Here is a 26,993-nt window from a genome sequence, read left to right as displayed (position 1 = left end):
CAATGGCAAGAAAATGCTTCAATACCTGGTCTTGTCTGTTACTCATCAACCAGATTATCGAAATTATCGAAAAGAACCCCGAATCGCCCACCCATCGGTGGACAACATACCCGGATACGGGCTTAACCAGATCAGCGAGAGAGTCATGACCAATGAGACCGAGAAATACGAGAAAAAAGGCAGTGACATTCCGAAGCAGCAGCAATCACGTCAACCCGGGCTGCAGACTGAAATGCACCCTCAACCCGATTCCGGCATGGCCGAATATCATGGAAGCGGTAAACTGGAGTCAAAAGTTGCGATCGTTACCGGAGGAGATAGTGGTATTGGACGATCTGTCGCCATTGCTTTCGCAAAGGAAGGAGCAGACATTGCAATCGCCTATCTCGACGAGCATGAAGATGCTCAACGCACTAAAGAAGAGGTCGAGAAGTGCGGAAGAAAATGCATTTTAATCGCGGGTGATGTGGGGGACGAAAAATTCTGTGCCGAGATAGTGGAAAAAACGGTTTCCACCTTTCATCATGTCGAAATACTTGTAAATAACTCGGCCGAGCAGCATGTTCAGGAAAGCATTCTCGATATCGATAAGGCCCAACTCGAGAAAACTTTCCGCACGAACATATTCTCAATGTTCCATATGGTGAAGGCTGTACTCCCGCATCTGAAAAAAGGAGCGCGCATCATCAACACCACCTCTGTCACCGCCTACAAGGGAAGTCCTCACCTGCTTGATTACTCTGCGACCAAGGGTGCAATTGTCGCGTTTACCCGTTCTCTGTCTCTCCAGCTGATCGAACAGGGAATACATGTAAATGCGGTTGCTCCCGGTCCAATATGGACACCGCTGATACCGGCCACTTTTCCTCCGGATAAAGTCGGCGATTTTGGAAAGAACGTCCCCATGAAACGCGCGGGGCAGCCTGATGAAGTCGCTCCTTGTTATGTCTTTCTCGCCTCTCAGGATTGTTCTTACATGTCAGGACAGGTACTGCATCCCAATGGCGGTAATATAATAAACGGATAATAACAATTTGCAGGAGTTACTCCTGATAGGGTAAGCGTCACAGAGATATGATTACTCAACAGGATATATAAATATAATCCCGTTTCGAGGTAGAAGAGAGGAGCCGAGATGTTCAATTTAGGGTCGATGTTCAACTTGGGCCCTTCCGAGCCAGTAGTGGGTAAGGCTAGCATTCTTCTTGAATGCCCGGCCGGAAAGGCATTCAAATTTATCGGCGAAAATCTCTTTTTGAACTACCCCAGATGGTCGCCGGAGGTAAAGGAACTCGAGCAACTCACCCATGGTCCGGTCTGCCTCGGAACCATCGCACGCCAGGTGCGTGTTGACCAGGGACATCGTTCGGAATCGAAGTTCAGGATTACGATTTATGAGCCCGATCGCCGCGTGGCATTTGCCGGCATCTCGGACCCCTTTCGCTGCGTCTACGAGTTGCTGGACGAGCAGAATTCAGGCTCAACCAGGCTTCTTTTTAAGTTCGAATTGCTTGAGATCCAGATGATAATGCGGCCGTTCGAGCCAATGATCAGGACCGCGGTGCAGGATGGAGCGGAACGAACGGTACAAAATATAAAGCGCCTGGTGGAAAGCGAACCAGGCGCATGAGCCAACGTGTCTCCATCATTCCCGTTCAACGATCCCGCTAGATGATCCCCAGTCTCGAGGAACTGCAATGACCCAAGCTTCCATGAACACACCCCCCAAGCAGATAGAAGACGACCGCCCCCTATGGGATGTCGTGCTTGGAGTGTATGGCTACCCCGCCTTACTGCTGGCGCACAAGCTGAAAATATTCCCCCTGCTTGCCGATAAGCCTTTGTCGCTCACCGCTATCTGTGGCAAATTGAATATCAAAGCGCGGCCCACGGAAGCCATTTTAACCACTGCAACCGCGGCCGGTTTCTTATCCTTTCAGGACGGGCTCTATTATCTCACGCCCCTTGCGAGGCACTATCTGCTGGAGACGAGCCCGAACTATTTCGGCTATTTGTGGGATCTGATGATAGACGATGATCAAGTACACTCATTTGCCAGCCTGAAAAAAGCAATTCTCTCGGACAGTCCCCAGGTCTACGGAGGAGCAGGTATATATCAATCTCCCGAGGAACAGGCTGAGCAAGTGCGGAAGTTTACCCGTGGCATGTACAGTTTCAGTATTACCTCCGCATTCTATTGGCCGGGTATTCTTGATCTGTCCAACTACCGGACAATGCTCGATATCGGAGGCAGTTCAGGCGCTCATTCGATTGGAGCCGTATCGAAATGGCCGCAGCTGCAGGCCATCGTTTTCGATTTCCCGCTCGTTTGCGAGATCGCCCAGGAATTCATCGCTCGCCATGGTCTGCAGGACCGTATTCGAACACAGGAAGGAAACATGTGGAGCGATACGCTGCCTGCCGCCGATCTTCACTTTTATTCCACGGTCTACAACGACTGGCCTCCGGAAAAATGTAATTTCCTCACCGCTAAAAGCTTCAACAGTCTTCCTTCCGGCGGGCGCATCATCATCCACGGCATGCTTTACAACGATGAAAAAACCGGACCGTTTGCGGCCGCTGCCTTCAGCATGCTGATGATGGGATGGACGGAAGGCAGATCATACTCTGGCAGGGAGCTTTCAACCATGCTGGCGGAAGCGGGATTTGAGGGCATCGAAGTGCATCCGGCCTTCGGTTACTACAGCCTGGTTACAGGAGTGAAGCCATGAGATTTGTCCGGATAGCGCCTTCATGCCTTTGATGAAGGGGTGAATCCCAGCTTTTTCATGGCAGGAACTATCGATTGATTCGTCTCTGCGTAGTCGGCCCAGGGGTCATTACCCTTATCCAGGCGTTCATGAATATTGGAAGCGGACCAGCGAGTACTGCTTTTCAGCGAGGACAGCTCTTCCCACGCCAGCGGTACAGAAACGCCCAATCCAGGCCGGGCGCGTACTGACCAGGCGGATACGGTGGTGGCTCCGAACCCATTGCGCAGGTAATCGATGAAGATCTTTCCCACCCGGTTGCGAGGCCCGCTTTTTGCGGTGAAACGCGTCGGAATGGTTTTAGCCAGATGCTGTACGATGGCCTGAGAGAAACCTTTCACCGTATCCCAATCACGCAGCCTCCTGATCGGCACGACGATGTGCAGGCCTTTGCCCCCACTCGTTTTCAGAAAAGATTTCAACCCCAGTTCCCTGAGAAAGACATTGACGAGCTGCGCCGACTCCTGGATGAGGGCCCATTCGACTCCGCTGCCGGGGTCCAGGTCGAACGCGATTCTGTCAGGCTTGCCAATGACATTCTTGGTGGCGTTCCACGTATGAAACTCGATCACGTTCATCTGCACTGCGGAAAGAAGGCCTTCAGCGGTTGAAACTTCGAGCAGCGGAGGATGGTCGGGGTCGAGCGATGGATCAAGCTGCTCGATCCCCGGCATGTTCTCTTTCTCCCAATGCTTCTGAAAAAAGAGTTCGCCCGATACCCCCTCGGGAGCACGCACGAGTGAAACCGGCCGCCGTGCGAGGTGAGGCAGCATCAAAGGCGCTACCAGCGCGTAGTAGCGTATGAGATCGACCTTTGTAAACCCGGTGGAGGGATCGATCACTCGGTCCGGGTTCGTCACTTTCAGGGATTTTGGAATGGCGCTTGCAGGCGCCGACTTCGCCGCGGGATGCACGGGCTTCTCGCGAACAATGACATCCGCTTTTTTGTCGGATCTCAAACCGTGGAATACCGAGTGACGAATGTGACCTCCTCGCGTCCATTCACCGAAGGAAACTTCCGCGATAAGCCGGGGTTCGACCCAATGCGCGTTTTTATCGAGGCCATTTGCTTTCACAAAAGGGCTATCCGTCAAAGCAATTCTGTCCAACCTTGCCCTGAGGTCCTCCAGCGTCTTATCGCTGAATCCCGCGCCTACATTCCCTGCATATCTGAGTTTTCGGTCTTCATCATAATAACCGAGCAGAAGAGAACCAATACCCTTCCGCGTACCTTTGGGATCTGTATATCCGCCGATAACGAATTCCTGGCGGTTTTTACATTTGAGCTTTATCCAGTCCTGGGATCGGCGCGAGACATAAACCGAGGTTTTACGTTTGCCGATCACTCCTTCCAGTCCAAGCCGGCAAGCGGAATCGAGAATTTCCGCTGGAGAAACATCGAAAACGTCGCTGAAGCGTATTTCATCAGGGGCGTGTGCCTCAAACAGTTTTTGCAGTAAGGCGCGGCGTTCGACAAGGGAAGCGTCCCGCAAATCATATCCCTCGTAAAAGGGCACATCGAAGAGATAATAAATGATGCTCTCGGTATGCGCGCTGTCGAAGGCATTCTGCAACGACTGGAAATCGGGAATACCGTTTTCATCCAGCACCGCAATTTCGCCATCGAGCCAGGACGACTTCAGTTTGAGCTTTCCCAACGCTTTTATCAGATGCGGCAGCTTATGAGACCAGTCATTTCCGTTTCGGGTTATGAGGCGGACTTCTCCTCCCTCTATTCTGCTCAACATCCGGTACCCGTCAAACTTGATTTCGTAAATCCACTCTTCCGGATCCACAGGAGGCTCGTCCACCAGCGTGGCGAGCTCCGGCGTCAATGTCCGCGGAAGCTCAGCCTTGCGCGCATTGTCCGGCAAGGTCGTTTTCGTTCCCTTGCGGAATATCGAACTGCTTTTGGGTGAGCTGCTTCCCGATGTTGCGGAAGCTTTGGAAGGTTGTGGCACGTCTGGCACGTCAAGTTCGGCCACACTGTCCGGCATTTCGTCCACCACGCTATACTCCCGCGATGAACGGACATATTCATCCTTTTCTTTTATCAGCAGCCAGGGTTCCTGCTTTTTGTTTTCTTCCTTTCTCATGCGCACCAAGGCCCAGTGCCCTTTCAGCTTGAGCCCCCGCAGCTCGAATTTCAGCTTGCCGTCACGATACCCCTTGTGCGGATCTTCGAGAGGAATCCAGGTTCCCTTATCCCAAATAATGACTTTACCGGCGCCATACTGACCTGAGGGTATCTCGCCTTCAAAACTGTTATAGGAAATGGGATGGTCTTCGACGTGGACCGCCATGCGTTTGTCGTTAGGGTCGAAACTGGGGCCTTTGGGAACAGCCCAGCTCTTCATCGTTCCTTCCAGTTCCAGCCTGAAGTCGTAGTGCAGACGCGTTGCCCAGTGCTTCTGGACAACAAACGACAAAACCTTGGCAGTACTCTTGATGGCTGTCTTGCCACTGGCAACGCCGCTTGGCTCAGGTGTTACCGAGAAATCACGTTTGGCCCGGTAAGTTTTAAGCGAGTCATCATTTGTCATTCTATCGAATTCGCCCTATACCGCCCGGCGCTTGTGTGCGCTGCGGGCAGGCGCAGATGAGGCAGTCGTCGATTTGGCGGGCTTTCTGACAGGTCGCCGGTCACGGTCTTCGTTGTCTGTGTGTTTCTTCAGGCTGCGCTGGAGCAATTCAGTGAGATCGAGTATTTGCGCACCGCCACGCTGTAACTCGACTTCTTCCGGCTCTGCTACGGTTTGTATATCACCCGTTTCAACTTTCTCGTTCACAAGTTTCATGATTTCGTCCTTAAACGAATCATGAAATTCTTCCGGGTTCCATTTGCCACTCATGTCCATTACCAACTGCTCAGCCATTTTCAATTCTTTATCGGTAATGCCGGTTTCCTTGGCGCCTTCGGCCGGAAAACTCATATTTTCCGAGCTGCGGATTTCATCTCCCCAGCGCAATAGATTAAGAACCAATGCGCGACCGAACGGAATAAGAGCGGCAAGATGCTGCTTTGTCTGAATAATCACTCGGGCAATGCCGACCCGCCCTGTCCTGGACAGGGTCTCGCGCAAAAGCGCATAAACTTTTTCGCCTTTATTGGCGGGTGTGACATAGTAGGGACGCTCCAGATAGATGAAGGGTATATCAGTTGCCGGCACGAACATTTCGATCGCGATCGTCTGCGTGGTCTTGGGATAAGCGGCAGCAATCTCCTCTTGGCTCAAAATCACGTAATGATCATCCTCGTACTCGATTCCCTTGACGATATCTTCCTTATCGATCTCCTTCCCGGTCCTCTTGTTGATGCGTTTATACCCGACAGGATCCATACTGCGCTTGTCCAGCCAGTCGAAATTCAAACCCTGCTCTGTCGTTGCGGTATGAAGGGCCACGGGGATATGCACCAGTCCAAAACTGATGGCGCCCTTCCATAAAGCCCGGGTGGAGGCAGATGCAACCATGATTGATCGGAAATGAGCCCCTTTCCAGGGCCAAATATCGAAATACAAATCATGCTCCTCCCCCCTCCGCTTGTATGTGCGATTGCGCACCCTGGAGATACAAGCCTTTTCCACTCCGCCACTCTGATTTGTGTTCTTTCGAACGGAACTACGAGTCTATGGATGAGATGATCGGTTCAAGGTGAAACTGGACACGAAGCCCTGATCGCTGGAGCGAAAAGATGTGTCGGCGGGCCTACGTTCGGCATGCATGCCTTTAACGCTTTTTACGCATTGAATTTAACATAACACATATATCTACATATATCGCTGAAGCACAGCTTGTTTTCCGGAAAATGGAGGAATATGGATTACATCAATTTACTACAGTGGCCTGCCATGGTGATCAATATTCTTTCGGTCTGGCTTCTGACCTACCAGGCCAAGCGCATGCGTCACGCGGGTTTTCTGTTTTCCCTCCTCAGCAATGTATTATGGGTAATCTGGGGATGGCATGTCGAAGCATTCGCGGTTCTCGGTCTCCAGCTGGCTCTGGCAACGATCAATATCCGCGGAGCTCGAAAGACCGACTGAATAATCCGGAACAAGCGCACAGGCACATCCTGTCCGCAATTCCGCCCGATCCGTTGCTTCAGAATATGTACTCACTTTCACTGTCTGTCCTTTTCCCTGCATGACCCTCCATTACGCCCCGCTTTGCGGCTGAATTTCCCCATGGAATTCCTCGTTAATGGAAGGGTTTTTTCAAGACCGTGCCCGTAATTTAGGTTATGATAACTCCATAGTCTGCAGACCCAACTTATGCGAACTCTCTTTGCCTATTGCATGCTTTCCCCGAGGCGTACTGCGTACGTCCTGGTTGCGCTTCTGGCGGCAGGCATTGCAGAAGGCTTAAGCCTCACTGCCCTCCTTCCCCTCCTTTCGATCGCTGTCGGCGATTCCGCCAGTTCGGACATGGGTCGGCACATCGCCGAAGTTCTCCAGAACATCGGGATCTCTCCCACCATAGGGGCCATGCTGCTGATCATCGTGGGAGGAATGATCCTCAAAAGCCTCATATTACTGATGGCGAACAGGCAGGTGGGTTATGCGGTCGCCCATGTGGCCACCGTCCTCCGCCTCGAACTGATCGACGCGCTGCTTGCCAGCCGGTGGCAGTATTACCTGCGCCAGCCGATGGGTTCGCTTGCCAATTCCGTCGCCACTGAAGCCTACCGGGCAGCCAATGGCTTTGAGCACAGCGTCACTGTACTCGCACTGGCCGTACAGGTTGTCGTCTACGGAACCGTAGCCATGTTTGTTTCATGGGAGGCCACCCTTACTTCCATTCTGGTCGGCATCATCATGATGCAGGTACTGCACCAGTTGATTCGTGCGACACGCAAGGCGGGAACCAGGCAGACCCATCTGCTGCGAAACCTGCTGACGTACCTTTCGGATGTGCTCGTTTCGGTAAAATCGCTCAAGGCCATGGCGAGAGACAATGTAGCCGAAGCGATCCTGCGCGATCAGACCCAGCAACTGGAAAAGGCTACCCGGCGGGAAATCATCGCGCGCGAGGCCCTGATGGCGCTGCAGGAGCCTATCCTTGCCACACTGATGGCAATCGGCCTTTATCTGGCTCTGGAAATATGGGGGCTCTCGTTGCCCTCGGTGATGGTGATGGTTTTTCTTCTGACCCGGCTCCTCAGTCTGCTCAACAAGACGCAGAGGAAATACCAGAATCTGATGGCGCAGGAAAGCGCCTACTGGGCCTTGCGTACCGCTGTCGCAGAAGCGCGTGCGGCAGCGGAAAGAACCTCGGGCACACGCGAACCCACCCTTGAAAAGGGCATCAGCCTGCGCCACGTCAATTTCGATTATGATACCCGGCCGATTTTTCAGGACCTGACTCTCGAAATCCCGGTCAGATCCTTCACCACCATAGCCGGCCCGTCGGGGGTCGGCAAAAGCACCATGCTGGATCTCCTGTGCGGCCTGGTGGACCCCAAGTCAGGCGAAATCCTCGTGGATGGCGTGCCCATGCGCGACATCAATCCACGTGCCTGGCGCCGCATGATCGGATATGTCGCCCAGGAGAACGTCCTGCTGCATGACAGTATTCTCAATAATATTCTCGTCGGCGCACCCGAACTGACTGAAGCGGATGCGGAAAGAGCACTGCGCCAAGCGGGCGCATGGGAGTTCGTCAGTGGATTGCCGGAGGGTCTCTATACCATTGTCGGCGAGCGTGGCGGCCTGTTATCCGGGGGACAGCGCCAACGCATTGCCATTGCCCGGGCACTGGCTCACCGACCGCTCTTTCTGGTACTGGATGAACCGACGAGTGCGCTCGATCCGGAAAGTGAGCGACTTGTCTGTGAAACCCTGCGAAACCTCACACAGGAGCTCACGGTTGTTGCCGTCTCCCACCAGCCAGCGCTAATCAACGCAGCGGATGTGATTTTTGCGCTTTCCAAAGGAAAAGCGGAACGGGTGCAGCCGGCGGAGGCAGCCCGTTATGCACCTGCGGAGCGGGATACTCCCCCCTTGTCTCACAGGGAAGCGGTTTTCGTTTCCCGCTGAGCGGTCAACGAATGCCTGCCTGAGCTTTCGTCTCCGTTCCCTTGCTCCGGAGTCGTCGAAGGATCGAGGGGGCGTGCAGTGCCCGGGACACGCTCGTTCGCCAGGCTCAGAGACAAGTGTATCGGCGCTTCGGCAAAGAAGAGATGATCAACCCTATTTCGCGAACACAAAGCAGGTTTCACCCCAATTCCGGGTGGTTTTGAATCTGACTTTCAAACCTGCCTGCTCCATTAGCGCTACCGCTTCCTGCTGCTCCTCGATTGTTCCCAGCTCGACGATGACGGATCTCAGCGCCGGATTCCTGAGCACATTCCCGCCACCCCGGATGATAGCCAGCTCGATGCCATCCACATCGATCTTGATGTAGTTGGGATAGGGAAATCCCCATTTGGAGCATAAGTCGTCGAGTGTCACGCCGAACATGCCCTGAATATGCGCGGCGGATTTTTTCATATTCTTCAAATCTTCCTTTCCGAACTGGGAGCGGTTTCCACCGCCTATGAATTTGGGAATATAAAGTTTCGAAAAGCCTTCCTCTCCGGAAACAGCTACGCAATAGGCGGTAATATTTTTATCGAGCTTGTTGAGGTAGATGTTTTTATTCAATAAATAATAATTGGCGCACTGGGGCTCGAACGAGTATACCTGGATGTCCTTCCCGTATTTCTTTGCTGGATACAGGGAATACTGCCCGATATTCGCTCCCAGATCGAAGAAGCAGGAACCCGGTTCAAAGCCGTCAAGCCAGTCCAGGGTATCGGGTTCTTTCATTGAATATGTTTTTGCTCGCTGGAGCGTCCGAAAATTGTCCACCGCGATACGTATGGATTGACCTTTGACATTGACTTCAGTGTAACCGCCCTTCAATCCGTAAAGCGCTACAGCGCATCCGGATAATACATCCATGAAAAATGAAGACATCTATGCTGATCGTAACTTTATGAGTGGAAGTGAAAACAGTGGAAGGGCGAAGGATATCCGGTTTATAGTCCCGGAGCCCAGATATTTTTGCTGCAATCCCCGAGTGCGGATCCTCAACAGGGTGAGCAGTGCGCTTGCAGGTTGCTCGATCGTCACTTCAGCGGAAGGGGCAAATCCGTATGCGAGGGTTCCGGATTCCTTCTTCGAGGCTTTCAAGGGAATGACGAAGGGAAATCGCCGTCGAGCAATTCTGTCTTATCCGCGGGGCAATATCCAGTCGTTGAGAATTTCTGTCTCGTAGGGAGAGCCCGCCTCCGCGAGGACCGCTGAAACTTCCCCCAAGCTCACACCTCTTCTTGTCAGCACGCTTTTTTTGAGGAACGGGAATCCAGACTCGGCAATAAGCGGCTTCCACAGGTGAAAGGTCGATTCGACCCATTGCAGCGGCCTTTGATGGTAATCAGTTCGAGCAAGAACCTGTCCCAGACTGTAGAGCGCTGCAAGGCGAAAGCGCCGGCTGAGGAAGCGGGAAAAACCGACTTCATATCTGCGAACAATGGCCGGCTTGAATTCCAGAACCTCGATTTCCGTGAAGAAGCGAAGAAATTCATCGGAGGATACGGTTTTTTTCTTGCAGTAGAGGAAATAGGACTGCAGGTGGGGATAAAAACGAAAAGAATCCGTCATTCCCACGATATCAGCCTCGCTACCTTCAAGTCTGGCGATGATATTATCGATGCTGAAAAGCGGACCGAGAACGCTGTCGTTGGCTAACAGAAGACCGCTGTGCTCGCGATATTCGGGATATTTTTCCAGAGCCGTTTTCCACCCATAGAAATCGTAGCCTTTGTTCTCACGGTTTATTATTGCGATACAGCATCGAGACAGTTTTTCCAGATCGCTTCCAGAAATCATGCCGCTTGAACTGACGAATACGATATCGAAACCGGCCAGCATCAGAGCATTGAGATAGTAATACACGTTCTCCCTGACAACGCTATCCTTGTCGAAGCTGCAAAAAAGGCAAACGGGACGATCATAACGGGGAGATAGGGCCTTTTCATATAACCTCACCAGCGGCCTTTCATCTGCCTTCTCTCGTTTAAGCAGGTAGAAGGATAAATCACGCGCATACTTCAAGTCTTTGACTACGCCCTTCACCGCCCATTTTACGGGTAAAACGCGGTTGGGTTTGCGGCGCAATTCAGACAGCTCTTCAGGCGGGGTTTTCATGACCCTCTGCCCCCCAGCATGGCAATCAATGTATTCAGGGTATCAGCTTCGCTTGCTTTTCTGTCATCACGAACCGCAGCATACGGGGAAAGCACAGTGCAGCACTTGCTTGATGCCGGGTCGAGGGTGTACGGATCAATCTTCGATTTCCACCGGATACCAGGTTCTTGATGCGACCCATGCCATATTGCGCGTTTATCCCCTTGAGTGTACATAGCCGCGCTGGATGAACCGGAACCTAAAAAAGAAAAAAAGCAATAGCAGCTATTGCTTCTGATATAGCCCCACGAGTTCCGATTGCGCGATCACATGGCCCTGCATCTCCTGTTCGAGGATTGCCTTGGTGGGATGTTTCAGATCCGGAAGCATGATATCCAGCGCGTAGAGTTTATGAAAGTATCGATGCTTCCCGATAGGGGGGCAGGGCCCGCCATACCCTGTGCGCTGCCAGTCATTGAGCCCGCCGAGTGTTCCAATGGGAAGATCGGCTTCCGCCACACCCTCGGGTAAACCTTGAGCGGCAGGAGGAATGTTATATAGCACCCAGTGTACCCAGGTCAGCTTGGGAGCGGCAGGATCGGGCGCATCCGGATCGTCCACAATCAAAACCAGGCTTTTCGCATTTTCCGGTATATTTTCCCAGAACAGCTCGGGTGAAGTATCATGTCCCTGGCAGGTATGACGAATAGGAATCTCCCCGTGATTCGCAAAGGATGAAGATGTTATTGCCATAGACATGCGAGACGCCTCCTTCTTTGGTTTTCTTTCCTTCTGGCTCAAGGGAATGTCGGGCTCAGCCGCTACGGAGATCGAAGCTGCCAGCATAGTGGTCATTACACCCGCGATCAGGCGGATAAGCATAATTTCCGGCAGGGTGCGCCGGCGCTGAAAAGCAAAATCCCACCTTGTCATGATATGGAAATAAATCTTCTCTTTTCAACATTCAGCTTGGGGAGACGAACGGTCAGCACGCCGTTCTTGTAATCCGCTTCCGCTTTATCTTCATTCACCTCGACCGGTAACGGCAAGGTTCGTTGAAAAACGCCGTAAGCACGCTCCATGACATGATACTTGCTATCATTTGTATCACGCTCAAAGCGTTTCTCCCCTCTCAGAGAAAGCGTCTTGCCCTCTATGCTGATCTCAAAGTCTTTTTTCTCCATGCCGGGCACTTCTATCCGTACCACGATTTCCCTGTCCGTTTCTTCCATATCCCCTGCCAGAATACTCCAGCGAGGAAAAGCTGGCGTGCTGGCAGCGGCCTCCTGTCCTTTGTCTTCCTCACCCTTGCGGTGTACAAAGTGCGTAAGCGCATCGCTGCCATGGTGGACGAGTTCACGCCAGCCGTCTGAAATGTGATCCCATGTCCGACTGAGTCTCCGGCTGATATTTTCACTTGCATTCTTCACGGAATCCATCATGATCGTGCTCCTTTCGATTATGGGAAAAGCTGGCAATGGCCGGCTCGCCGAAAACTCCGTTCGCGTATTTCCAGTCGCTCCTTGATCCCGTTGATCCTTTAATGCCGCTGTCTGGCTTCCCTCTGCCGCTGATAATTTGTCAGACGAGAAATCGCCAGCAATTCTTCCGATAGGAGTTCCAGCAAGTCATCGAGCGTAAGAATGCCCACCAGCGTGCCATTTTCGCCCACTACCGGCAAGCGCCGTACCGTCTTGCTGCGCATGTATTGAATCGCCTCGAATACCCCCACGCTTTCTTTCACGGTGACGAGTTCCTGCTCCATGATGTCGCCCACGGTGATGACAACAGCATCCAATCCGGTTGCCATGATTTCCACCACGAGATCGCGATCGGTGACAATTCCGACGGGAATATTGAGACCATCCCGCTCTTCGATAACGACCACATCGCCCACATGGTGCTGGCGCATGAGTTTGGCTGCCTCTCCAATCGTCTCATCCCGCTTCACGATTACAGTATCACGATTACAAATTTCACCCACAGGCATCCTGCCCTCCACTTTGATCACGCTCTCGTTGCAGGGACGGTGAGGTATGTTGCAATTGGGAATACGTATCGGGGGTTTGTCCCCAAATGCTACCTTCACAAAGTTTTTTCTAACGCGCCCAGTGCACGCGCAACAAATACTCTTCCGGGTTATAGTGAAATTCCAGATCGCCCTGATATGCATCGTGTACGGCTTCGCCGATGCCTCTCGCCAAGTGGATATCGGTGGTCGTCACCAGGGTTCCTCCGTCTTTTTCTTCAATGGCCATAATGCGATTGAACGGATGCTCGACCTTTTCACGCTTTTCCACGTTGTGCACGATGTGCATGATTTCATTGCGGTGGGTGCTATAGAACCCGCCGCTCAGGGTAACGAAGCCGGCGGGGAAATCATCCCGGATACGCTGGCAGGCCGCACACATTTCCTGGTGAGCGCCTGCGGGTGCTTCGCCCCATTGCCAGCGTCCCTCATGGAATACAGCCCCACAACTGGGACAGACAGCAGGTTCAGGCAGTTTGTGCCGTGCTCTGTAAGGATCGTGGATACGCTCCTTGAAGAGCTTGTCATGTCGTGAAATCTGGCGAAAACCGACAAATGGAGAGTGTGTCATGGTGGAGCTCCGGTTATGGGGAGCAGAACGATCGGTCTGATGACCCGAAGAGCACTGCCCGGATTATTTCACCTCGATACGTTTGGCGGTTTTTCCCTCCTTCTTCGGCAACGTCAGCTCCAATGTGCCGTTTTCATATTTTGCCTCGGCCCTGGCCTCATCCACTTCGCTTCCCAGGGTGAAACTCCTGTAGCTCGATCCCTGATGGCATTCCCGGCAAATCACCCTCTCACCTTCTTTTTCCTCTTTTTCCTGCTTTGTTTCGCAGCTGATGGAAACACGATTGCCCTCTACCTGAACCTTGACATCCTCCTTTTTTACTCCCGGTATGTCTGCACGAACCGTATAGGCATTGTCATTTTCGGTAAGATCGATCTTGATCTGGGGGGTGGTTTCCATATCCATCGAGAATGGACGCATTCCCCAATTCTTGAACCAGTCATCCAGATTGTAAAACGGGTCATAGCGCATGATGTCGCCCACAAGAGGCGAACGACGAGCAATGTTTGCCATGGTTTTCTCCTTTCGAATGGATGTGAATTAAATGAACGACCTTTTCTACACTTGCTGCCTCATTTCTATCTCACTCTTCTGTCTCACTCGATCCTGCCAGCATTACGCATTGCATGCCCTGAATCCTTTGCCTGAATCTCTGCATCTCCCGCTGTCAAAAATTCCTGCCGGAATAGGGCGTTCCATCCGCTTCCGGATCCGCGTCGGACCAGTCCTGTGTTTCCCCATACCCATAGCGGGTGCTGCCGCGCCGCTCCACCTGGTAATAACTGGCGGTAGAAATCACTTGATGACTTTTCCTCCGCTCCTGCCTGTAGGCTCCATAAAACCCGGTTGCTGCCGGGCTATCGGTAATCGCTTTTTCTGTATTCTCGACCGGGTTGCCGATCCCGCTCTCGTTGATCCTTGCGTTGCCTCTGTCAGATGATGTGCTCAAGATTTTCCCTCTGGAACTGTTGATCGATTGCGCCTGTACCGCTTGACCGTGCCACTGCGATTAAGCGGCCTAGCTCTTTCTAACGGCCGGACCTTCCGATTTTTAACACCTGATCAAGGAATCTCTCTGTACGTTGTCTAACGTTCGGGTGAAAAACTCCGGATAAGCTGTCCGCCACGGGTAACAAGACCTGCTTATCCAGAGTAGTCATAAGGCCTCCAAAGATTAACCTGTATTCCCGTTGCTTCTATCTTTTACCCTTGCAGATTCCCGGACAGTCCGCGCCGCCCCGGGTGGGATCGCAATCATCCCTGGGGTCATCCATACAAGCTTGGCCTTCAGGGCAGGGTATCCCGGCTATCCCGCCGCAGGCTTGTGGCTCGGACTTCTTGCACTCCCCTTCATGTTCGACGGAAACACCGGCCGCCGCTGCGGTGCATGAGTTGCTGTAAGTCTTGCCGTCACATCCACAAACAGGCTTGAAGATTTGCGGACAAATGGTGGGCTTGGTTTTGCATTGACCTTGTGCGTCCGGCATCTTGCATTTGGCCCCAAAGTCGCAATACTGGTTTGCCTCGGGGCAACGTGTTCCGGCGATACCTCCGCAAACAGCACCGCCCCCTCCGCCTTCAATAGGTTTGCACTGATCGGTGAGCTCCACATTGAGGAACGTTCCCGCCTTGGGACGAATATCACGCAGACGCTTGACGAATGCTTTGAATTCTCCCGGCTTCGAGCTGAAGCCTGCTTCCGCGCAGGCGTTCAATCCTCCCTCTATCGGAATAGGCCCCCCTGCTCTTGGACTATAAACAGCGAAAGTATCCACCGTCTCTTCGCTGATAGCCTTCCCCACCGTCTTTCGTACGGATTTCAGCGCGCCCCTGTCCAGCGCCCCTCCGGTACTGCCGAGATTGATGTTCACGGCGCGGTTTGCAGCCTCTCCCCCGACTCCCTTATCATCATTCTGTTGCGCAAAAACCGGGGTTGTGCCAAATAGGGCTGCTGCCACCAGAAACGCAACATAACTCAATTTCTTCATCGCTTCCTCCATCAACAGGTAATGTGGTTACATCATTTGCCCCTTTCCCTTTTGATGATGTCTACGTTTTGTATTTTTTATCCAAATCACGGTCAACTCGATCAGAACGAGGATACTCTCACCCCCGGATAGGATTCCTCCGTCGGCGCCACCGCTGGTCGCTACACTGATTTGATTTTTGTCTGTTCATGGCTTCTTTTTATATACAAGGGCAATATTTTTTAAAATAGACGGCTTTTATCAAAAAGCAAGAAAATCAGGCATTGAATATGAATTCATATCGAGATAGCGGAGGCGGAATTTCAGTGATGGATTGTAGAGAAAGGACAGGTTGAGGCAGCAGGTATAAGGAGGAAAGCATGACTGGGAATACCGGAATCGACTCCTCCTGCGGGGATGAGAGCTCCCATCAGCCCAGTCCCACAAAAAACGTGAGGGACGGGTGCGCTCCAGGTAGGGCAGTTACCTGTGGGGTAACGTCGTGCTCGTTACAGATAACGCCAAAGTTTACGGGCGCGCCGAACTGGAACGAGTTCGCATGCGAATTTCTAATTCAGGACACTAGGGAATCGGAGATACAGGAAACACCCCCAAGAACACGCCAGGGACATTAATTCCAAAATCACCCTTGTAGAAATCTATCTCTTGAATGGCAGGTTGGCATCCCATTTGGAGAAACGAGCCTTTTACCCCGACCACGAAAATGAGGGTATAGCCAGCGGGAAGATAGAATTGACTATTATCAAACAGTGTTGACTGGTCACTTAGATACCCATGATTGGCAGCTCCTAAAAAATCGAACGGGCCGGTTTCTGCGCAATAATCATACTGATCAGAAGTCTGGCTGGCTGTATTAGCAAGGTTACTGATAAGACAGCCTTCTGAATTTTGATGCAGATCGAAATTAGGCGGCGGAGTGAAATACCTGAGGCTTGAGGAATAGGTGACGCATTCCTTGTTGGAATGAAAGGGATCCCATCCCGAGTATACAAAACCGGTCCCATTTGGCTGCACAAATGTGACCGCATTTACGTAAGCATCTACGTTAGCTGTCCAGTGGAAATAGAAATCCGCAGTAAATTCAGCGTAGCCAGGGATACAGAATCGGGGTCCGAGATGGAATGGCGTATCACTGAACATATAAGCTTTTATAAAATTATGATTACTAGCGGGGGGATCACTCTTTATGTCAATCTCAAAATCATCAGATCTTTGGCTGATGGGTGGATTTAAGACAATAGCGTCTGCTACATCTAATGTAATCAGGAACTGAGCCTTAGCAAAAATTCCTAAATGAGAGAGTATTCCTTGGCTTTGGCGAGTGAGCCGATCATATTGCTGGGCAATAATGTTAGATCGATCAATGAACGACTGCTTCTTTTTGTTAAAGATTGCGCGCATTTCATTGCCATTGCGCTCACTGCATTGCTCCATTTCGATTTGGTCGATTCCGCCTACCGCGAGCATTCGTTCCAGAAGACTCTGACAATCAGCACTTACAGCTGAGGATTCATGCTTTCCGTTTTTTTCGATAACTGATGGACGGGAATGTGCTGCATTTACCGATTTGATAGCTGCATCCAATATATCTTTTTCAAGGGGAGAAACTTTTCCCATTTCATTTTTCATTTTCGAATCTCCGTTCAGTAGATATGCGGCATATCCAGACTGGCAGTGCGCTTCGCTTTCTGCACCGCCACCTTGAGAATCGAGAAACGCGGTCTCCTACAAGCCTGAAGGATAGGTCTCATCCATTTCACCCGCCCGGCGGCGGACGAATGCGGGCAACGGTTGTAGCGCTTCCGTCTTGTCGATATGAATCATGAAATCGAATTGCCACGGGAGACAGGCATAGAAGTAATGGCTCATCCTCTCGGTTTCAGGCCGGTAGATCACTCCGATAGCCCGTTGCAGCCGCTCCTCCCGTAGAAACTCCATGGCTTCGCCGTCAGTAGTGAGATCGAAAAAGAAACGTTTCTTGGCCAGTTGCGAAAAAATTTCTTCGTAACTGCCTGCAACCGGTTCGCGAACGGTTTTCGTTTCGGCGGGTCCATCCCAATCAGTTGCCGCAGTCACGCTGCCCCGGCTCGTCGAAAATCCGATGCGGAATGACTTATCCGGATATTTCTCGGTAACGAGCTGGCCGATGTTGAATTCGCCCCGCCGCCCCATTTCGGTGGCCGCCGCATTGCCCAGATGAGAATTGTGGGCCCAGACAATGATGCGCGCTTCCCGCTTCAGTCGGTCTTCCAGATGGCTGGCGAGCTTTTCGAGCGTCTCGAACATGTGCCGGTCTCTCAGGTTCCATGTATTGGGCCTTCCCCTGAACATGGCGCGATAATACTCCTCCGCATTTTTTACCAGCTCGGCATTCTGCTGCGCCGAGAAATATTCATTTCCGGCAAAAACCCCATCCTTTTCAACGTAAAGCCGTCCTTTTCGCTGAAGCTGCATAAGCTGTGCGATCACTTCCTGTTCGCACGAATCCCACCGCCCGGACGCAATGGCATAACCATACGCCTGCGGATTTTCGATGAATTGGCCAAAGCAACGGTAGCGTGCCCGGGCGGCGCGAGCTTCTTCCGGATCGATCTTTTCCAGATATGCCAGCACTGCCCGCATCGAGGTTGTCATACTGTATAAATCGAGTCCATAAAACCCCACCGGTTCCTGTTGCTCGCGCTTGTGTCTCCCCGTCTCCTGGTTATAGTTGCGCAACCATGTGATGAAAGCGAATACCTCGGTATTCCTCCACATCCACGTGGGAAACCGTTCGAAATTGGACAATGCTGCATCCGCATCCTTATCTTCCGAACGGTCGGCAACAAAACGGTTGACCCGATAGGCATCCGGCCAGTCCGCCTCGACCGCAACAGCGTCGAATCCGTCCTCGACAATGAGGTGTTGAGTAATTTCAGCACGCAGGCGATAAAATTCGGCTGTACCGTGGCTTGCTTCACCGATCAGGACAAACTTTTTCCCCTGCACATGCTCGCGTACCGCGCGGATCAACTCATGACCTGCACTGTATTCCGCAACAGTATGCGCGTCCTGCTCCAGCACATCGATCAAATGGTAATCAAAATCGATATTAGCCATAATGAAATCCTCCTCGAGCCTCAGGCGACGGAATCCTGCAATTCCCTCCGTCTCCCCTTAAGTCGCTCTCTTTGGAGTTTCGGTTGTTCGCCGAAGGGTTGTTTTCAGCTTCGGAAGCGCCAGAACCAAGGACGTCGGTTCTTCCAGCGTAGACCGACAACGCGTCTCCCAGTATCCTCCCTGCTTCGGCTCTGTCTGCGAAGTGATATCCAGCGCCAGACATGGCTTTATTGCCGATCTAGCAATGGTTTTGAAACCATTCGGCGGCAAGACCGGCAACTGTCTCCAGCGTTCCCGGTTCTTCAAACAGATGAGTGGCCTTCGGCACGATTTCCAGTTTCGATTCGGTATTGAGGCGGGCGAGCGCTTCCTTGTTCAGCTCCAGAACCTGCTGATCGTTTTCCCCCACGATGAGAAGTACAGGCGCTACAACCTCCGGTAAATAAGCACCCGCGAGATCAGGACGTCCACCTCGTGAAACCACGGCCATGATATTTTCCGGACGCTGCGCCGCTGCAATCAGCGCTGCCCCAGCGCCGGTGCTCGCCCCAAACCAGCCTATTTTCAAATCCGTCGTCTGCGACTCCTGCTGGAGCCAGGAAGCGATATCGATCAACCTGTCCGCGAGCATCGGAATATCGAACCGCAGATGCCGCGTGCGCATGTCAGTGACCTCCTCCTCTTCAGTCAGGAGATCGGCAAGGAGAGTGGCGAAGTTATATGCGTTCAACATTTCGGCCACGTAGCGATTGCGAATGCTGTGCCGGCTGCTGCCGCTGCCATGAGCGAAGGCAATAATGGCCCGCGGATGGGGCGGCACCGTCAGATCGGCATTCAGCACGACTCCGCTTGCCGGAATGCGAACAGCCCGGGCTTCAGAAACGTCATCATACAAGGAGTTCATAGCGCACATCCCCAGTGATTAAACGCAGGTACCCATTAACAAAAGCAAAAGGAGCAATGCGACAAAACGATCTGGTTATCCCAAACAGAGTGTACGATGTTCGCTTCCTTTTCCGTTCGCTGCCGAACATAGCGAGTTCCCGGATATTTCACCAAACCCGCCTGAGAATTATGGAAAGCGGCAGCAACAAAGAAAGTACGGAATATTTCTGGCAGTAGCTATGATTCGAAGTCACCGATATCCGCTCCACAATCGACGGAAAGGAAGCGACCGAATGAAAACGGTCGCTCGCATTTATCCGGCAGTAGGAATTGCCCACATAGGAAACAGCGAGAAGACGTATTTTCTGGCTCCCGAATCTCCCGGAATCGTTCCCGCCGAACCCAATCGCGACAATTCCGGAAAAATAAAGCCAAAGCCCCGCGATTCCGGACCTATAAATTCATTCGGCATGATTTCGGCAAGGAAACCATCGACAGCGAGATCGTTGGGAATGAAAAAACAACGATTAGATCTGTGGTAGGCAACGCGACGCCCTGTCGATGTCATCCCCGCCTCCAGGCTGCGCCCGTTTTCCCGCGGCATAGAGGACTATGTTGACATGGTCCGGTGGTGGACCGAATTGGGCTTTACCGTGAAGAAGGACGACCAATATGTCGAGGATGAGCGCAGACCCATCGCCGGCGAGACCTGATCCGGCCAGGAAGGAAAAAAGGAGGATACTCTAGCAGAACCTGTGCCGCTCAGCCCCGTCCTTCCTTTTCTCAAACCTGCGCCTGCTTGAAGACAGATGGATCGAGCTGGTATCGCTGCAGCAGCTTGTAGAACTCCGTGCGGTTGCGCTTGGCGAGGCGGGCTGCCTGGGTGACGTTTCCTCCGGTGATTTTAAGTACGCGCACCAGATAATCCCGTTCAAAACTTCTGCGGGCATCCTCGAAAGACACGAGTTGCTCTTCTTCCCGGTGCATCGCATCGTAGACCAGCACGGGCGAAATAAGGGGCGCAGTACTCAATGCAACGCATCTCTCGACGACGTTCATGAGTTGGCGCACATTGCCGGGCCAGGACGCGGCAACCAGTGTTTCCATGGCCTCGGGAGAGAAGCCATTGATATTTTTCTGGTATTTCTCTGAAAATGTGCTGAGGAAGTAATTTACCAGTAAAGGAATATCTTCGCGCCTTTGCGCCAGAACCGGGATGGTAAGGGACACCACGTCCAGTCTGTAATACAGGTCTTCCCGAAATGTTCCAGCAGCGATTTCCGTTTTCAGATCGCGGTGAGTAGCCGAAATAATACGCACATCCACCGGAATCGATTGTGCCGACCCAACCGGTCGAACCTGCCTTTCCTGGAGAACACGCAACAGCTTGACCTGAAGCAAAACCGGCATATCGCCGATTTCGTCGAGAAAGAGAGTGCCCCCCTCGGCCAGCTGGAATAAACCCTTGTGATCCCTGACAGCCCCGGTAAATGCCCCTTTGACATGCCCGAACAGCTCGGATTCCAGCAACTGTTCCGGAATGGCGGCGCAATTGATCGCCACGAACGGATGATCGGATCGTTTGGATGCATCATGTATGGCATGCGCGAACAGCTCCTTGCCCACTCCGCTTTCTCCATAGATCAGCACGCTGGCGTCACCTTCCGCAACCAGTCCCGCCCGGGTAAGAAGATCCTCCATGACGGCGCTCTGAGTGATGATATTCTTGCGCCACGGTGCCTGCGACAGTTCCTTCTGCGATACGGCGCCCGGAACGAACTTGAGCGCCTGACTGATATTTGCCAGCAACGTCTTGCTGTCAAAAGGTTTGGCAAGATAGCCGAATACCCCTCGCTGGACAGCCGTGACGGCATCGGGGATCGTTCCGTGCGCCGTGAGTATGATCACCGGCAAGGTCGGCAAGGAGCGATGGATTTGTTCAAATAATGCCATGCCGTCCATGCCGCTCATCTGCATATCGCTGATGACCAGTTGCGGACGGGACACGTCCAGATAGTTCAGCGCCGCCTCTGCGCTTGGAACGGCGTCCACTTTGTATCCCGCCGCTGTAAGGCGCATGGTCAGCAGCTCAAGCAGATCGGTGTCGTCGTCAACGATCAGAATTCTGGGTTTTGCATCGGACATGATTTTAGGTTTCTTTACAATTCCAATTCTTTAAGCAGATTCTTTTCCATGCTTTTTATGGCATCGATCTGACTCTGCAGGGTTTCTACACGCTTCTGCTCATCTTTCAGTTTCTGCGAAAGCTCCTCGATGCTGTGATTCAGCCGTTGTTGCTCCGCAAGCAGACCGATCAGCAGGTTTTTGAAACTCTGCAAATTATTTGCCGATTTCGAGTCCTTCGGCCATTCGTTGAGCAGATGCATTGCAGAGGTAACATCTCGAAAGGACGTATTCGGCAGGATGAGAAGCAATACCAGGCGGGCCCGGTTGGTATCGCTTTTGTTCCGCATGAAGCTCTGTTTCGCCTTGTCGTATACCCGGCTCACCTCTGCCGGCGACTGCCTGCGGATGGAATCGTAAAACTCCATCATATCATCCATTTGTCCGGTCACAACCAGTTCGGTCGGCGCGGGCTCGACGGCCTGCGGGCTTTCAACGCTTTCAACGGCTACGCACGCGGTCAGAAACATCAACGCCGCTATCGGCGGAACCAGCCCGAGTTCTCGTATGCGCACCATGCTCCTCATGCTGATCCTTCAGGCACATCATGAACGGGGAGAGTGAGCCGAAAGTGGGCGCCGCGGTCAGGCAGCGGTACGAGCTCGATGTTCCCGCCATGCGCAAGCGCATACTCCCGGGCGATCGACAATCCCAAGCCCGTTCCCCTCACGTGACTGTCAAGCACTCTCCGCCCTTGATAAAACGGTTCGAATACTTTCTCCCGATCGGCATCATCCACTCCGGGTCCAGCGTCCACTATATCCAGTTGCGCAACCCCTGCTGTCTCACTTGTCCAGATGCGGATGCACCCTCCCCGGGGGGAGAATTTCACAGCGTTCGATAAAAGATTGTCCACAATCACTTTGACTTTTTGCGGCTCGCACTCCAGCATCACTTCCGGGCAAGACAAATCCATTCGCAGGCCTTTGTTCATAATGATGAGATTCTGATCGTGCAATACCACATCCAGAATCTTCTTCAAATCCACCTCCTGTTTCACCAGTGCGGCTTTCTCGGTCTGAAGGGCGCTATAACTCAGCAAGTCCTCGATGCGGCGCTGCAACTGCAGGCTATTGCTATGAAGAATGCTGGCAACGCGCTGCTGCTCTTCCGTCAGCTTGCCCGCCACACCTTCCACGAGCAAATCCGCCCCTTCCCGCATGGCTGTCAGCGGGGTCTTGAGTTCGTGAGAAACATGCTGCAGGAACCGCGTCTTCTGTTCTTCGAGCTTTAGCAGGCGCTGTCTCATCCAGTCCAGTCTTTCGCCAAAATAAACCAAGTCCTGAGGACCATCCACCCGAATCGCCTTATGCAGCTTTCCCTGTCCCATGCTGCGGATAGCCTCTTCAATCTGGCGAATCGGGCGGGCGATCCGGAAGGAAAAAAAGAAGGCAAGTAATATGGCAAATGGAATCAGTGCAAGCAGTTGCCAGCCAACGGTAAAGCGCGCTGATCCCGCCATATCCTGCATTTCGTCCACTTCGCGCTCTATGAGCGCGTACCCGAGCGAGAAAAAGAAGCGTGCGGAATCCCGCAGATGACCAAAATTGCCGATCAGCTTACGCAACTCTTCCGGTGATTGCTTAACGGCTGAAATTTCCTCGAAAATAGCGGCCTCCTCTGATTTCAGCTGTCCCAGCAATCGTCTCTGCTCATCGCTGAGAGAGAGTTCGGCAAGGCCCGCGGCGATTTTCTCGAATCCGGCATGTCCACGGAAATAACCCTCCAGCAGGGCAGTATCGCCCAGAATGTGAGTCTGGCGCACCGCCCGCTCCATATTCGCGATTTCATCCGCAAGAGCGCGGCTGCTGTGCGCAATCTCCGCCGCCTGATATACAGCCTTCCGGCTCTGATTTGCCAACCGGTCAATGGAAAAAGCGCTATTGATGAGCGCCACGATCAGTGGCAAGCCAACCAGAGCAAAACCCAGCAGAATGAGTTTGACAAAGGATTTGGGCTTACGCCGCAGTCTTACCCATGAACCGCTTACGCTATCCTGTCTTCCGGCTTCCACGGGGGCAATCATTTCTCTTCTTTGGTTCCTTTGAGGAATCGAAGCAATTTTATTTGCATGCCTCATACTGATCCTGCCACTCAGGCTTGGAAACCCCCTTGTGGTGATTCAAACGATCGGAAGTGCCGGAATTTGGCAGCGCGAGGCAGGATACTTACTGGTTCTATCCAGTACGTCGGAGCATTCGGCCTTTTCTGATTTCTATTTTTTCGTCCGGGACGAATTCCCTGTGGTGGCACTGGAGGCGCCGGGAGCAAGATAAGGTTTGCAATAATGCTTGGAAGGATACTCCTTGTTCCGCCGTGAATTCATGACAACGTCACCACCATTTCTTACACATTCCATGATCGACTTGTCCAGGCTCGCGTAATGCTCGTTCGGCTCGGTATTTGCGGAAACCGGCGGTACTTTTTCCCTGATCTTGCGACAGGCATCCGGTTCATCCTGCATCGCGGGAGCATTTTTTGAAGGTGGCAACGGACACAGCCGGCACGGATTTCCAGGGCAAAGGCATCCGGAACATTCGGCTTCCGCACCAATGGCGGCATTGGTTCCTGCCAGGGCAGCGGGAATAAGGCAGGCAATTATCCTTAACGCTTTGATTAACCTGAAATTCATTATCGCTTTCCGAACATGGTTAGCATATCACAAATTGATTCGCGAGTTTCCTCGGCTCCAGGGTTCACCCTTTCATGGGCGCAAACCGTGTCAACGGATACGGCTTTGAAGAGGATATGTTACAACAACTTCGTTACATTCTCCGGGGGACGGCATAGCACCGCCTGATTGCCTCTTACAACGATGGGACGCTGGATCAGATCCGGATTCTCCACCATGATTTTCATCAATTCCTCATCGGATAACTCCCCCATCCGGTGTCGCTCGACAAGCTTGAGGTCGTGTGCGAGCGATTCCTCGCGACGCAATACATCCATTATCGGAATACCAAGCTTGTCAATCAGTTCATGCAGCCGTTCAACGGTCAGCCGTGCGTCATAATAGTTGACTGCCTCGAACTCTTCCCCGCTTTCTTTCAGCAGAGCGAGCGTAGCCCGGCATTTGCTGCACGTCGGTTTCTGATAAATGGTGATCTTGTCGGTCATTGAATTCTCCTTCCTATATTCCGAACCCCGACCAGGGTTCGGCCATTCGTCCGGCGAAACGATGAAAATGCATTCAAGTCAAACCTAAGTCAAACCTTGCCGCTTTATGTGTTCGTGCACCGGATGCTCGGCATCCATATCGGTTTTGGGGAAGTTCGCCAGCACATGCCGTACCATGCTGAACGCAAGTTCGTGTTCCCCGAGGAACACCATTCCTCCGCTTTCCTTTCTCAGTAGCGTTGCCTCTTCTTCGTTATGCGTACGCACAATAATCCCGACCGATGGGTTAAGTATACGTGCAGTTTCGATCATTCGGCGAGCGCGCAATGTATCGGGAACCGCGATCACCAGCATCGCAGCCCGCGCGATGTGGGCCTGGATAAGCACTGCGGGCTCCGCGGCATCTCCCGCAACGGCGTGAATGCCTCGTTTGCGCAACCCTTCGACGGTCTCCCGATTCTGCTCGGCCACAACTAGGGGAACCCCCTCTTTCCTGAGCGTTTCACCGATGTGTCCGCCTACGCGCCCATATCCCACCAGCACGACATGGTTCGTAACATAACTTGATGTGACAGTGGTCGGCAACTCCGCCAGGGGATCGTCCGAACGTTCCAGGATGCGCGCCACCCCGGAACGGGAACGTATCCATGCCTGCGCCGGTTCAACCAGCTTGAATATCAGCGGATTCAAGGTGATCGAGATGAAGGCTGCCGCGAGTATGAGACTCTGCGCTTCAACCGGCAGGAGTCCGAGCGACACTCCCAGACCGGCAAGGATAAAAGAGAATTCCCCGATCTGCGCCAGACTGGCTGATACGGTAAGCGCCGTATTCAAGGGGTAACGGAAGGCGAGTACCAGCAGGAAGGCAGCGAGTGATTTAACAATGATGATGATGCCGAGTGTGGCGACAAGGTGAAGAGGCTGCTCTAACAGCACATCGGGATCGAACAGCATTCCCACGGAGACAAAAAACAAAACCGAGAACGCGTCCCGAAGGGGCAGCGATTCATGAGCGGCGCGATGACTGAGATCCGACTCCCTCATCACCATGCCGGCAAAGAACGCCCCCAGCGCGAACGAAACACCGAAGAGCATGGCCGAGCCATAGGCGATGCCTATCGCAACGGCGATCACGCTCAGGATGAAGAGTTCATTGGAGTTGGTGCTGGCAACATACCAAAGCAATTTGGGAAAAACGCGCCTTCCCACCACCAGCATCAGCGCAATGAAAATAGCCACCTTGCCAAAGGTAAACAGCACCGAGATCAGCAAACTGAGGCCCGATACATCCGTTGTGGCACCACTCACGTCGCTGCGCAACCAGTCCGCAAGCGGCGGCAGCAATACAAGAACAAGAACCATGGCCACATCTTCGACGATCAGCCATCCCACTGCAATCGAACCATTGACTGATTTGAGCAGGCCCCGCTGCTCCAGGGCTCTCAGCAATACAACGGTGCTCGCGGTCGAAAGCGACACGCCATACACGATACTGATGGCCGGATTCCAGCCCCAGGAAAGGGCAACAGCGGCGCCGAAGGCCGTAGCGACGCTAATCTGAACGAGAGCGCCAGGCAAAGCGATACGACGCACCGCCAACAGATCCTTGAGCGAGAAATGCAATCCCACCCCGAACATCAGTAAAATGACCCCGATTTCCGCCAGTTGACCTGAAAGCTCCATATCGGCGACGAACCCGGGGGTGTTGGCGCTCATGATGACGCCTGCGGTCAGATAGCCCACCAGGACGGGCAACTTCAGCCGGTTGGCGATCACCCCCATCAGCAGGGCAAGGCCGAAGCTGACGGCAATGGTAGTGATCAGGGTAAAACTATGGGGCATGGGATTTGCCGGAGATAGTAAGGAAACCATGATAAGCCCCTTTTTCTGATGGGTTTATCGGGAATTTGCCTGGACAGGGTCCAAAACTGAGACAGGAACGCGATCAGTGGTATGAATGCGGCGTGCGCCGACATGGAAAACTACTTTTTGTTTTATTATTGGGAGCGCGTGAAAATACCAGACCCCGAACAGCGAAGCCTGCCAGGAACTCAACTGACCTTAGCCTCTGCGGCGAACCCCGTTTGACCGCCTAGGAGTCCCAACCCGGCAAGCATTATGGCCAAGATCTCCATTTCTAGTATCGCAGAAACTTCCCAGCTCATATCATTCACGGCC

General features: G+C 52.8%; 26 protein-coding genes. 6 read left to right on the top strand and 20 right to left on the bottom strand.

The genetic code is table 11. The annotated features are described in order from the left end of the window. Positions 1–13: 13 nt before the first annotated feature. From NMUL_RS06205 to NMUL_RS06195, 3 genes are all read left to right on the top strand, one after another. A complete protein-coding gene (locus tag NMUL_RS06205; RefSeq protein WP_238529880.1) occupies positions 14–1,027 on the top strand; it encodes an SDR family oxidoreductase in 1,014 nt (337 codons plus the stop codon). 108 nt (positions 1,028–1,135) lie between these two features. Next, positions 1,136–1,630 carry an SRPBCC family protein gene (locus tag NMUL_RS06200; protein ID WP_011380523.1) on the top strand — a complete coding sequence of 165 codons (495 nt, stop codon included), beginning with the start codon at positions 1,136–1,138 and terminating at the stop codon, positions 1,628–1,630. A 67-nt stretch (positions 1,631–1,697) separates the two neighbouring features. Next, positions 1,698–2,732, top strand: coding sequence for a methyltransferase (locus NMUL_RS06195; RefSeq protein WP_011380522.1), 1,035 nt, complete (start codon positions 1,698–1,700; stop codon positions 2,730–2,732). 20 nt (positions 2,733–2,752) lie between these two features. Here NMUL_RS06195 and ligD read toward each other — a convergent pair whose 3' ends face one another. Then, positions 2,753–5,314, bottom strand: coding sequence for a DNA ligase D (ligD, locus tag NMUL_RS06190; protein WP_011380521.1), 2,562 nt, complete (start codon positions 5,312–5,314; stop codon positions 2,753–2,755). 15 nt (positions 5,315–5,329) lie between these two features. Continuing rightward, positions 5,330–6,244 carry a non-homologous end joining protein Ku gene (gene ku, locus NMUL_RS06185; protein WP_041352928.1) on the bottom strand — a complete coding sequence of 305 codons (915 nt, stop codon included), beginning with the start codon at positions 6,242–6,244 and terminating at the stop codon, positions 5,330–5,332. 345 nt (positions 6,245–6,589) lie between these two features. On the opposite strand from ku, the gene NMUL_RS06180 reads away from it, so the two are divergent. Continuing rightward, positions 6,590–6,817, top strand: a complete 228-nt coding sequence (locus NMUL_RS06180; RefSeq protein WP_041352422.1) for a hypothetical protein — start codon at positions 6,590–6,592, stop codon at positions 6,815–6,817. Between the two features lie 228 nt (positions 6,818–7,045). Beyond that, on the top strand, positions 7,046–8,809 hold the full coding sequence (locus NMUL_RS06175; RefSeq protein ID WP_011380518.1) for an ABC transporter ATP-binding protein: 1,764 nt from the start codon (positions 7,046–7,048) through the stop codon (positions 8,807–8,809). A gap of 153 nt (positions 8,810–8,962) precedes the next feature. Here NMUL_RS06175 and NMUL_RS06170 read toward each other — a convergent pair whose 3' ends face one another. The 12 genes from NMUL_RS06170 to NMUL_RS06115 all read right to left on the bottom strand — a co-directional run bounded on the left by NMUL_RS06170 (position 8,963) and on the right by NMUL_RS06115 (position 19,533). Next, positions 8,963–9,730 (bottom strand): FkbM family methyltransferase, encoded by a 768-nt coding sequence (locus NMUL_RS06170; RefSeq protein WP_011380517.1) that lies wholly within the window; start codon positions 9,728–9,730, stop codon positions 8,963–8,965. Between the two features lie 255 nt (positions 9,731–9,985). Next, entirely contained in the window at positions 9,986–10,963 is a 978-nt protein-coding gene (locus tag NMUL_RS06165; RefSeq protein ID WP_011380516.1) for a rhamnan synthesis F family protein, read from the bottom strand. Between the two features lie 264 nt (positions 10,964–11,227). Beyond that, positions 11,228–11,701: a YbhB/YbcL family Raf kinase inhibitor-like protein gene (locus tag NMUL_RS06160; RefSeq protein WP_011380515.1), complete on the bottom strand. Its 474-nt coding sequence runs from the start codon at positions 11,699–11,701 to the stop codon at positions 11,228–11,230. Between the two features lie 170 nt (positions 11,702–11,871). Continuing rightward, positions 11,872–12,384, bottom strand: a complete 513-nt coding sequence (locus NMUL_RS06155) for an Hsp20/alpha crystallin family protein (protein WP_011380514.1) — start codon at positions 12,382–12,384, stop codon at positions 11,872–11,874. A 98-nt stretch (positions 12,385–12,482) separates the two neighbouring features. Further along, positions 12,483–12,932 carry a CBS domain-containing protein gene (locus NMUL_RS06150; protein ID WP_011380513.1) on the bottom strand — a complete coding sequence of 150 codons (450 nt, stop codon included), beginning with the start codon at positions 12,930–12,932 and terminating at the stop codon, positions 12,483–12,485. 109 nt (positions 12,933–13,041) lie between these two features. After that, positions 13,042–13,542, bottom strand: a complete 501-nt coding sequence (locus NMUL_RS06145) for a BCAM0308 family protein (protein WP_011380512.1) — start codon at positions 13,540–13,542, stop codon at positions 13,042–13,044. Between the two features lie 63 nt (positions 13,543–13,605). Then, positions 13,606–14,055, bottom strand: coding sequence for an Hsp20/alpha crystallin family protein (locus NMUL_RS06140; protein ID WP_011380511.1), 450 nt, complete (start codon positions 14,053–14,055; stop codon positions 13,606–13,608). A gap of 154 nt (positions 14,056–14,209) precedes the next feature. Then, positions 14,210–14,491, bottom strand: a complete 282-nt coding sequence (locus tag NMUL_RS06135) for a hypothetical protein (RefSeq protein WP_041352421.1) — start codon at positions 14,489–14,491, stop codon at positions 14,210–14,212. A 247-nt stretch (positions 14,492–14,738) separates the two neighbouring features. Further along, complete coding sequence (locus tag NMUL_RS06130) at positions 14,739–15,530, bottom strand: Kazal-type serine protease inhibitor family protein (protein ID WP_011380510.1); 792 nt, start codon at positions 15,528–15,530, stop codon at positions 14,739–14,741. Between the two features lie 561 nt (positions 15,531–16,091). Then, complete coding sequence (locus tag NMUL_RS06125) at positions 16,092–17,159, bottom strand: hypothetical protein (RefSeq protein ID WP_011380509.1); 1,068 nt, start codon at positions 17,157–17,159, stop codon at positions 16,092–16,094. A 96-nt stretch (positions 17,160–17,255) separates the two neighbouring features. After that, positions 17,256–18,629 (bottom strand): erythromycin esterase family protein, encoded by a 1,374-nt coding sequence (locus NMUL_RS06120; protein WP_011380508.1) that lies wholly within the window; start codon positions 18,627–18,629, stop codon positions 17,256–17,258. 238 nt (positions 18,630–18,867) lie between these two features. Then, complete coding sequence (locus NMUL_RS06115; protein ID WP_011380507.1) at positions 18,868–19,533, bottom strand: dienelactone hydrolase family protein; 666 nt, start codon at positions 19,531–19,533, stop codon at positions 18,868–18,870. A gap of 220 nt (positions 19,534–19,753) precedes the next feature. Between NMUL_RS06115 and NMUL_RS15930 the strand changes: the two genes are divergently transcribed. Next, complete coding sequence (locus NMUL_RS15930) at positions 19,754–20,056, top strand: LodA/GoxA family CTQ-dependent oxidase (RefSeq protein WP_308457446.1); 303 nt, start codon at positions 19,754–19,756, stop codon at positions 20,054–20,056. Between the two features lie 241 nt (positions 20,057–20,297). On the opposite strand, the gene NMUL_RS06105 is transcribed toward NMUL_RS15930, so the two are convergent. The 6 genes from NMUL_RS06105 to NMUL_RS06080 form a co-directional block, all read right to left on the bottom strand. Further along, positions 20,298–21,659 carry a sigma 54-interacting transcriptional regulator gene (locus tag NMUL_RS06105; protein ID WP_011380505.1) on the bottom strand — a complete coding sequence of 454 codons (1,362 nt, stop codon included), beginning with the start codon at positions 21,657–21,659 and terminating at the stop codon, positions 20,298–20,300. A 14-nt stretch (positions 21,660–21,673) separates the two neighbouring features. Further along, positions 21,674–22,216 carry a dihydrolipoamide acyltransferase gene (locus tag NMUL_RS06100; protein WP_143034436.1) on the bottom strand — a complete coding sequence of 181 codons (543 nt, stop codon included), beginning with the start codon at positions 22,214–22,216 and terminating at the stop codon, positions 21,674–21,676. A gap of 5 nt (positions 22,217–22,221) precedes the next feature. Then, complete coding sequence (locus NMUL_RS06095; protein ID WP_049783070.1) at positions 22,222–23,724, bottom strand: sensor histidine kinase; 1,503 nt, start codon at positions 23,722–23,724, stop codon at positions 22,222–22,224. Between the two features lie 189 nt (positions 23,725–23,913). Then, the gene (locus NMUL_RS06090; RefSeq protein WP_011380502.1) at positions 23,914–24,330 is read right to left on the bottom strand and encodes a hypothetical protein; all 417 of its coding nucleotides are present in this window, start codon (positions 24,328–24,330) and stop codon (positions 23,914–23,916) included. 119 nt (positions 24,331–24,449) lie between these two features. Further along, positions 24,450–24,815 carry an arsenate reductase family protein gene (locus NMUL_RS06085; protein WP_011380501.1) on the bottom strand — a complete coding sequence of 122 codons (366 nt, stop codon included), beginning with the start codon at positions 24,813–24,815 and terminating at the stop codon, positions 24,450–24,452. Between the two features lie 84 nt (positions 24,816–24,899). Beyond that, positions 24,900–26,657: a cation:proton antiporter domain-containing protein gene (locus NMUL_RS06080; RefSeq protein ID WP_049783069.1), complete on the bottom strand. Its 1,758-nt coding sequence runs from the start codon at positions 26,655–26,657 to the stop codon at positions 24,900–24,902. Positions 26,658–26,993: the final 336 nt, after the last annotated feature.

Source organism: Nitrosospira multiformis ATCC 25196 (assembly GCF_000196355.1).
GTDB lineage: Bacteria > Pseudomonadota > Gammaproteobacteria > Burkholderiales > Nitrosomonadaceae > Nitrosospira > Nitrosospira multiformis.
The sequence above is the reverse complement of the archived record's forward strand: the minus strand, read 5'-3'. Positions and strand labels throughout refer to the sequence as shown.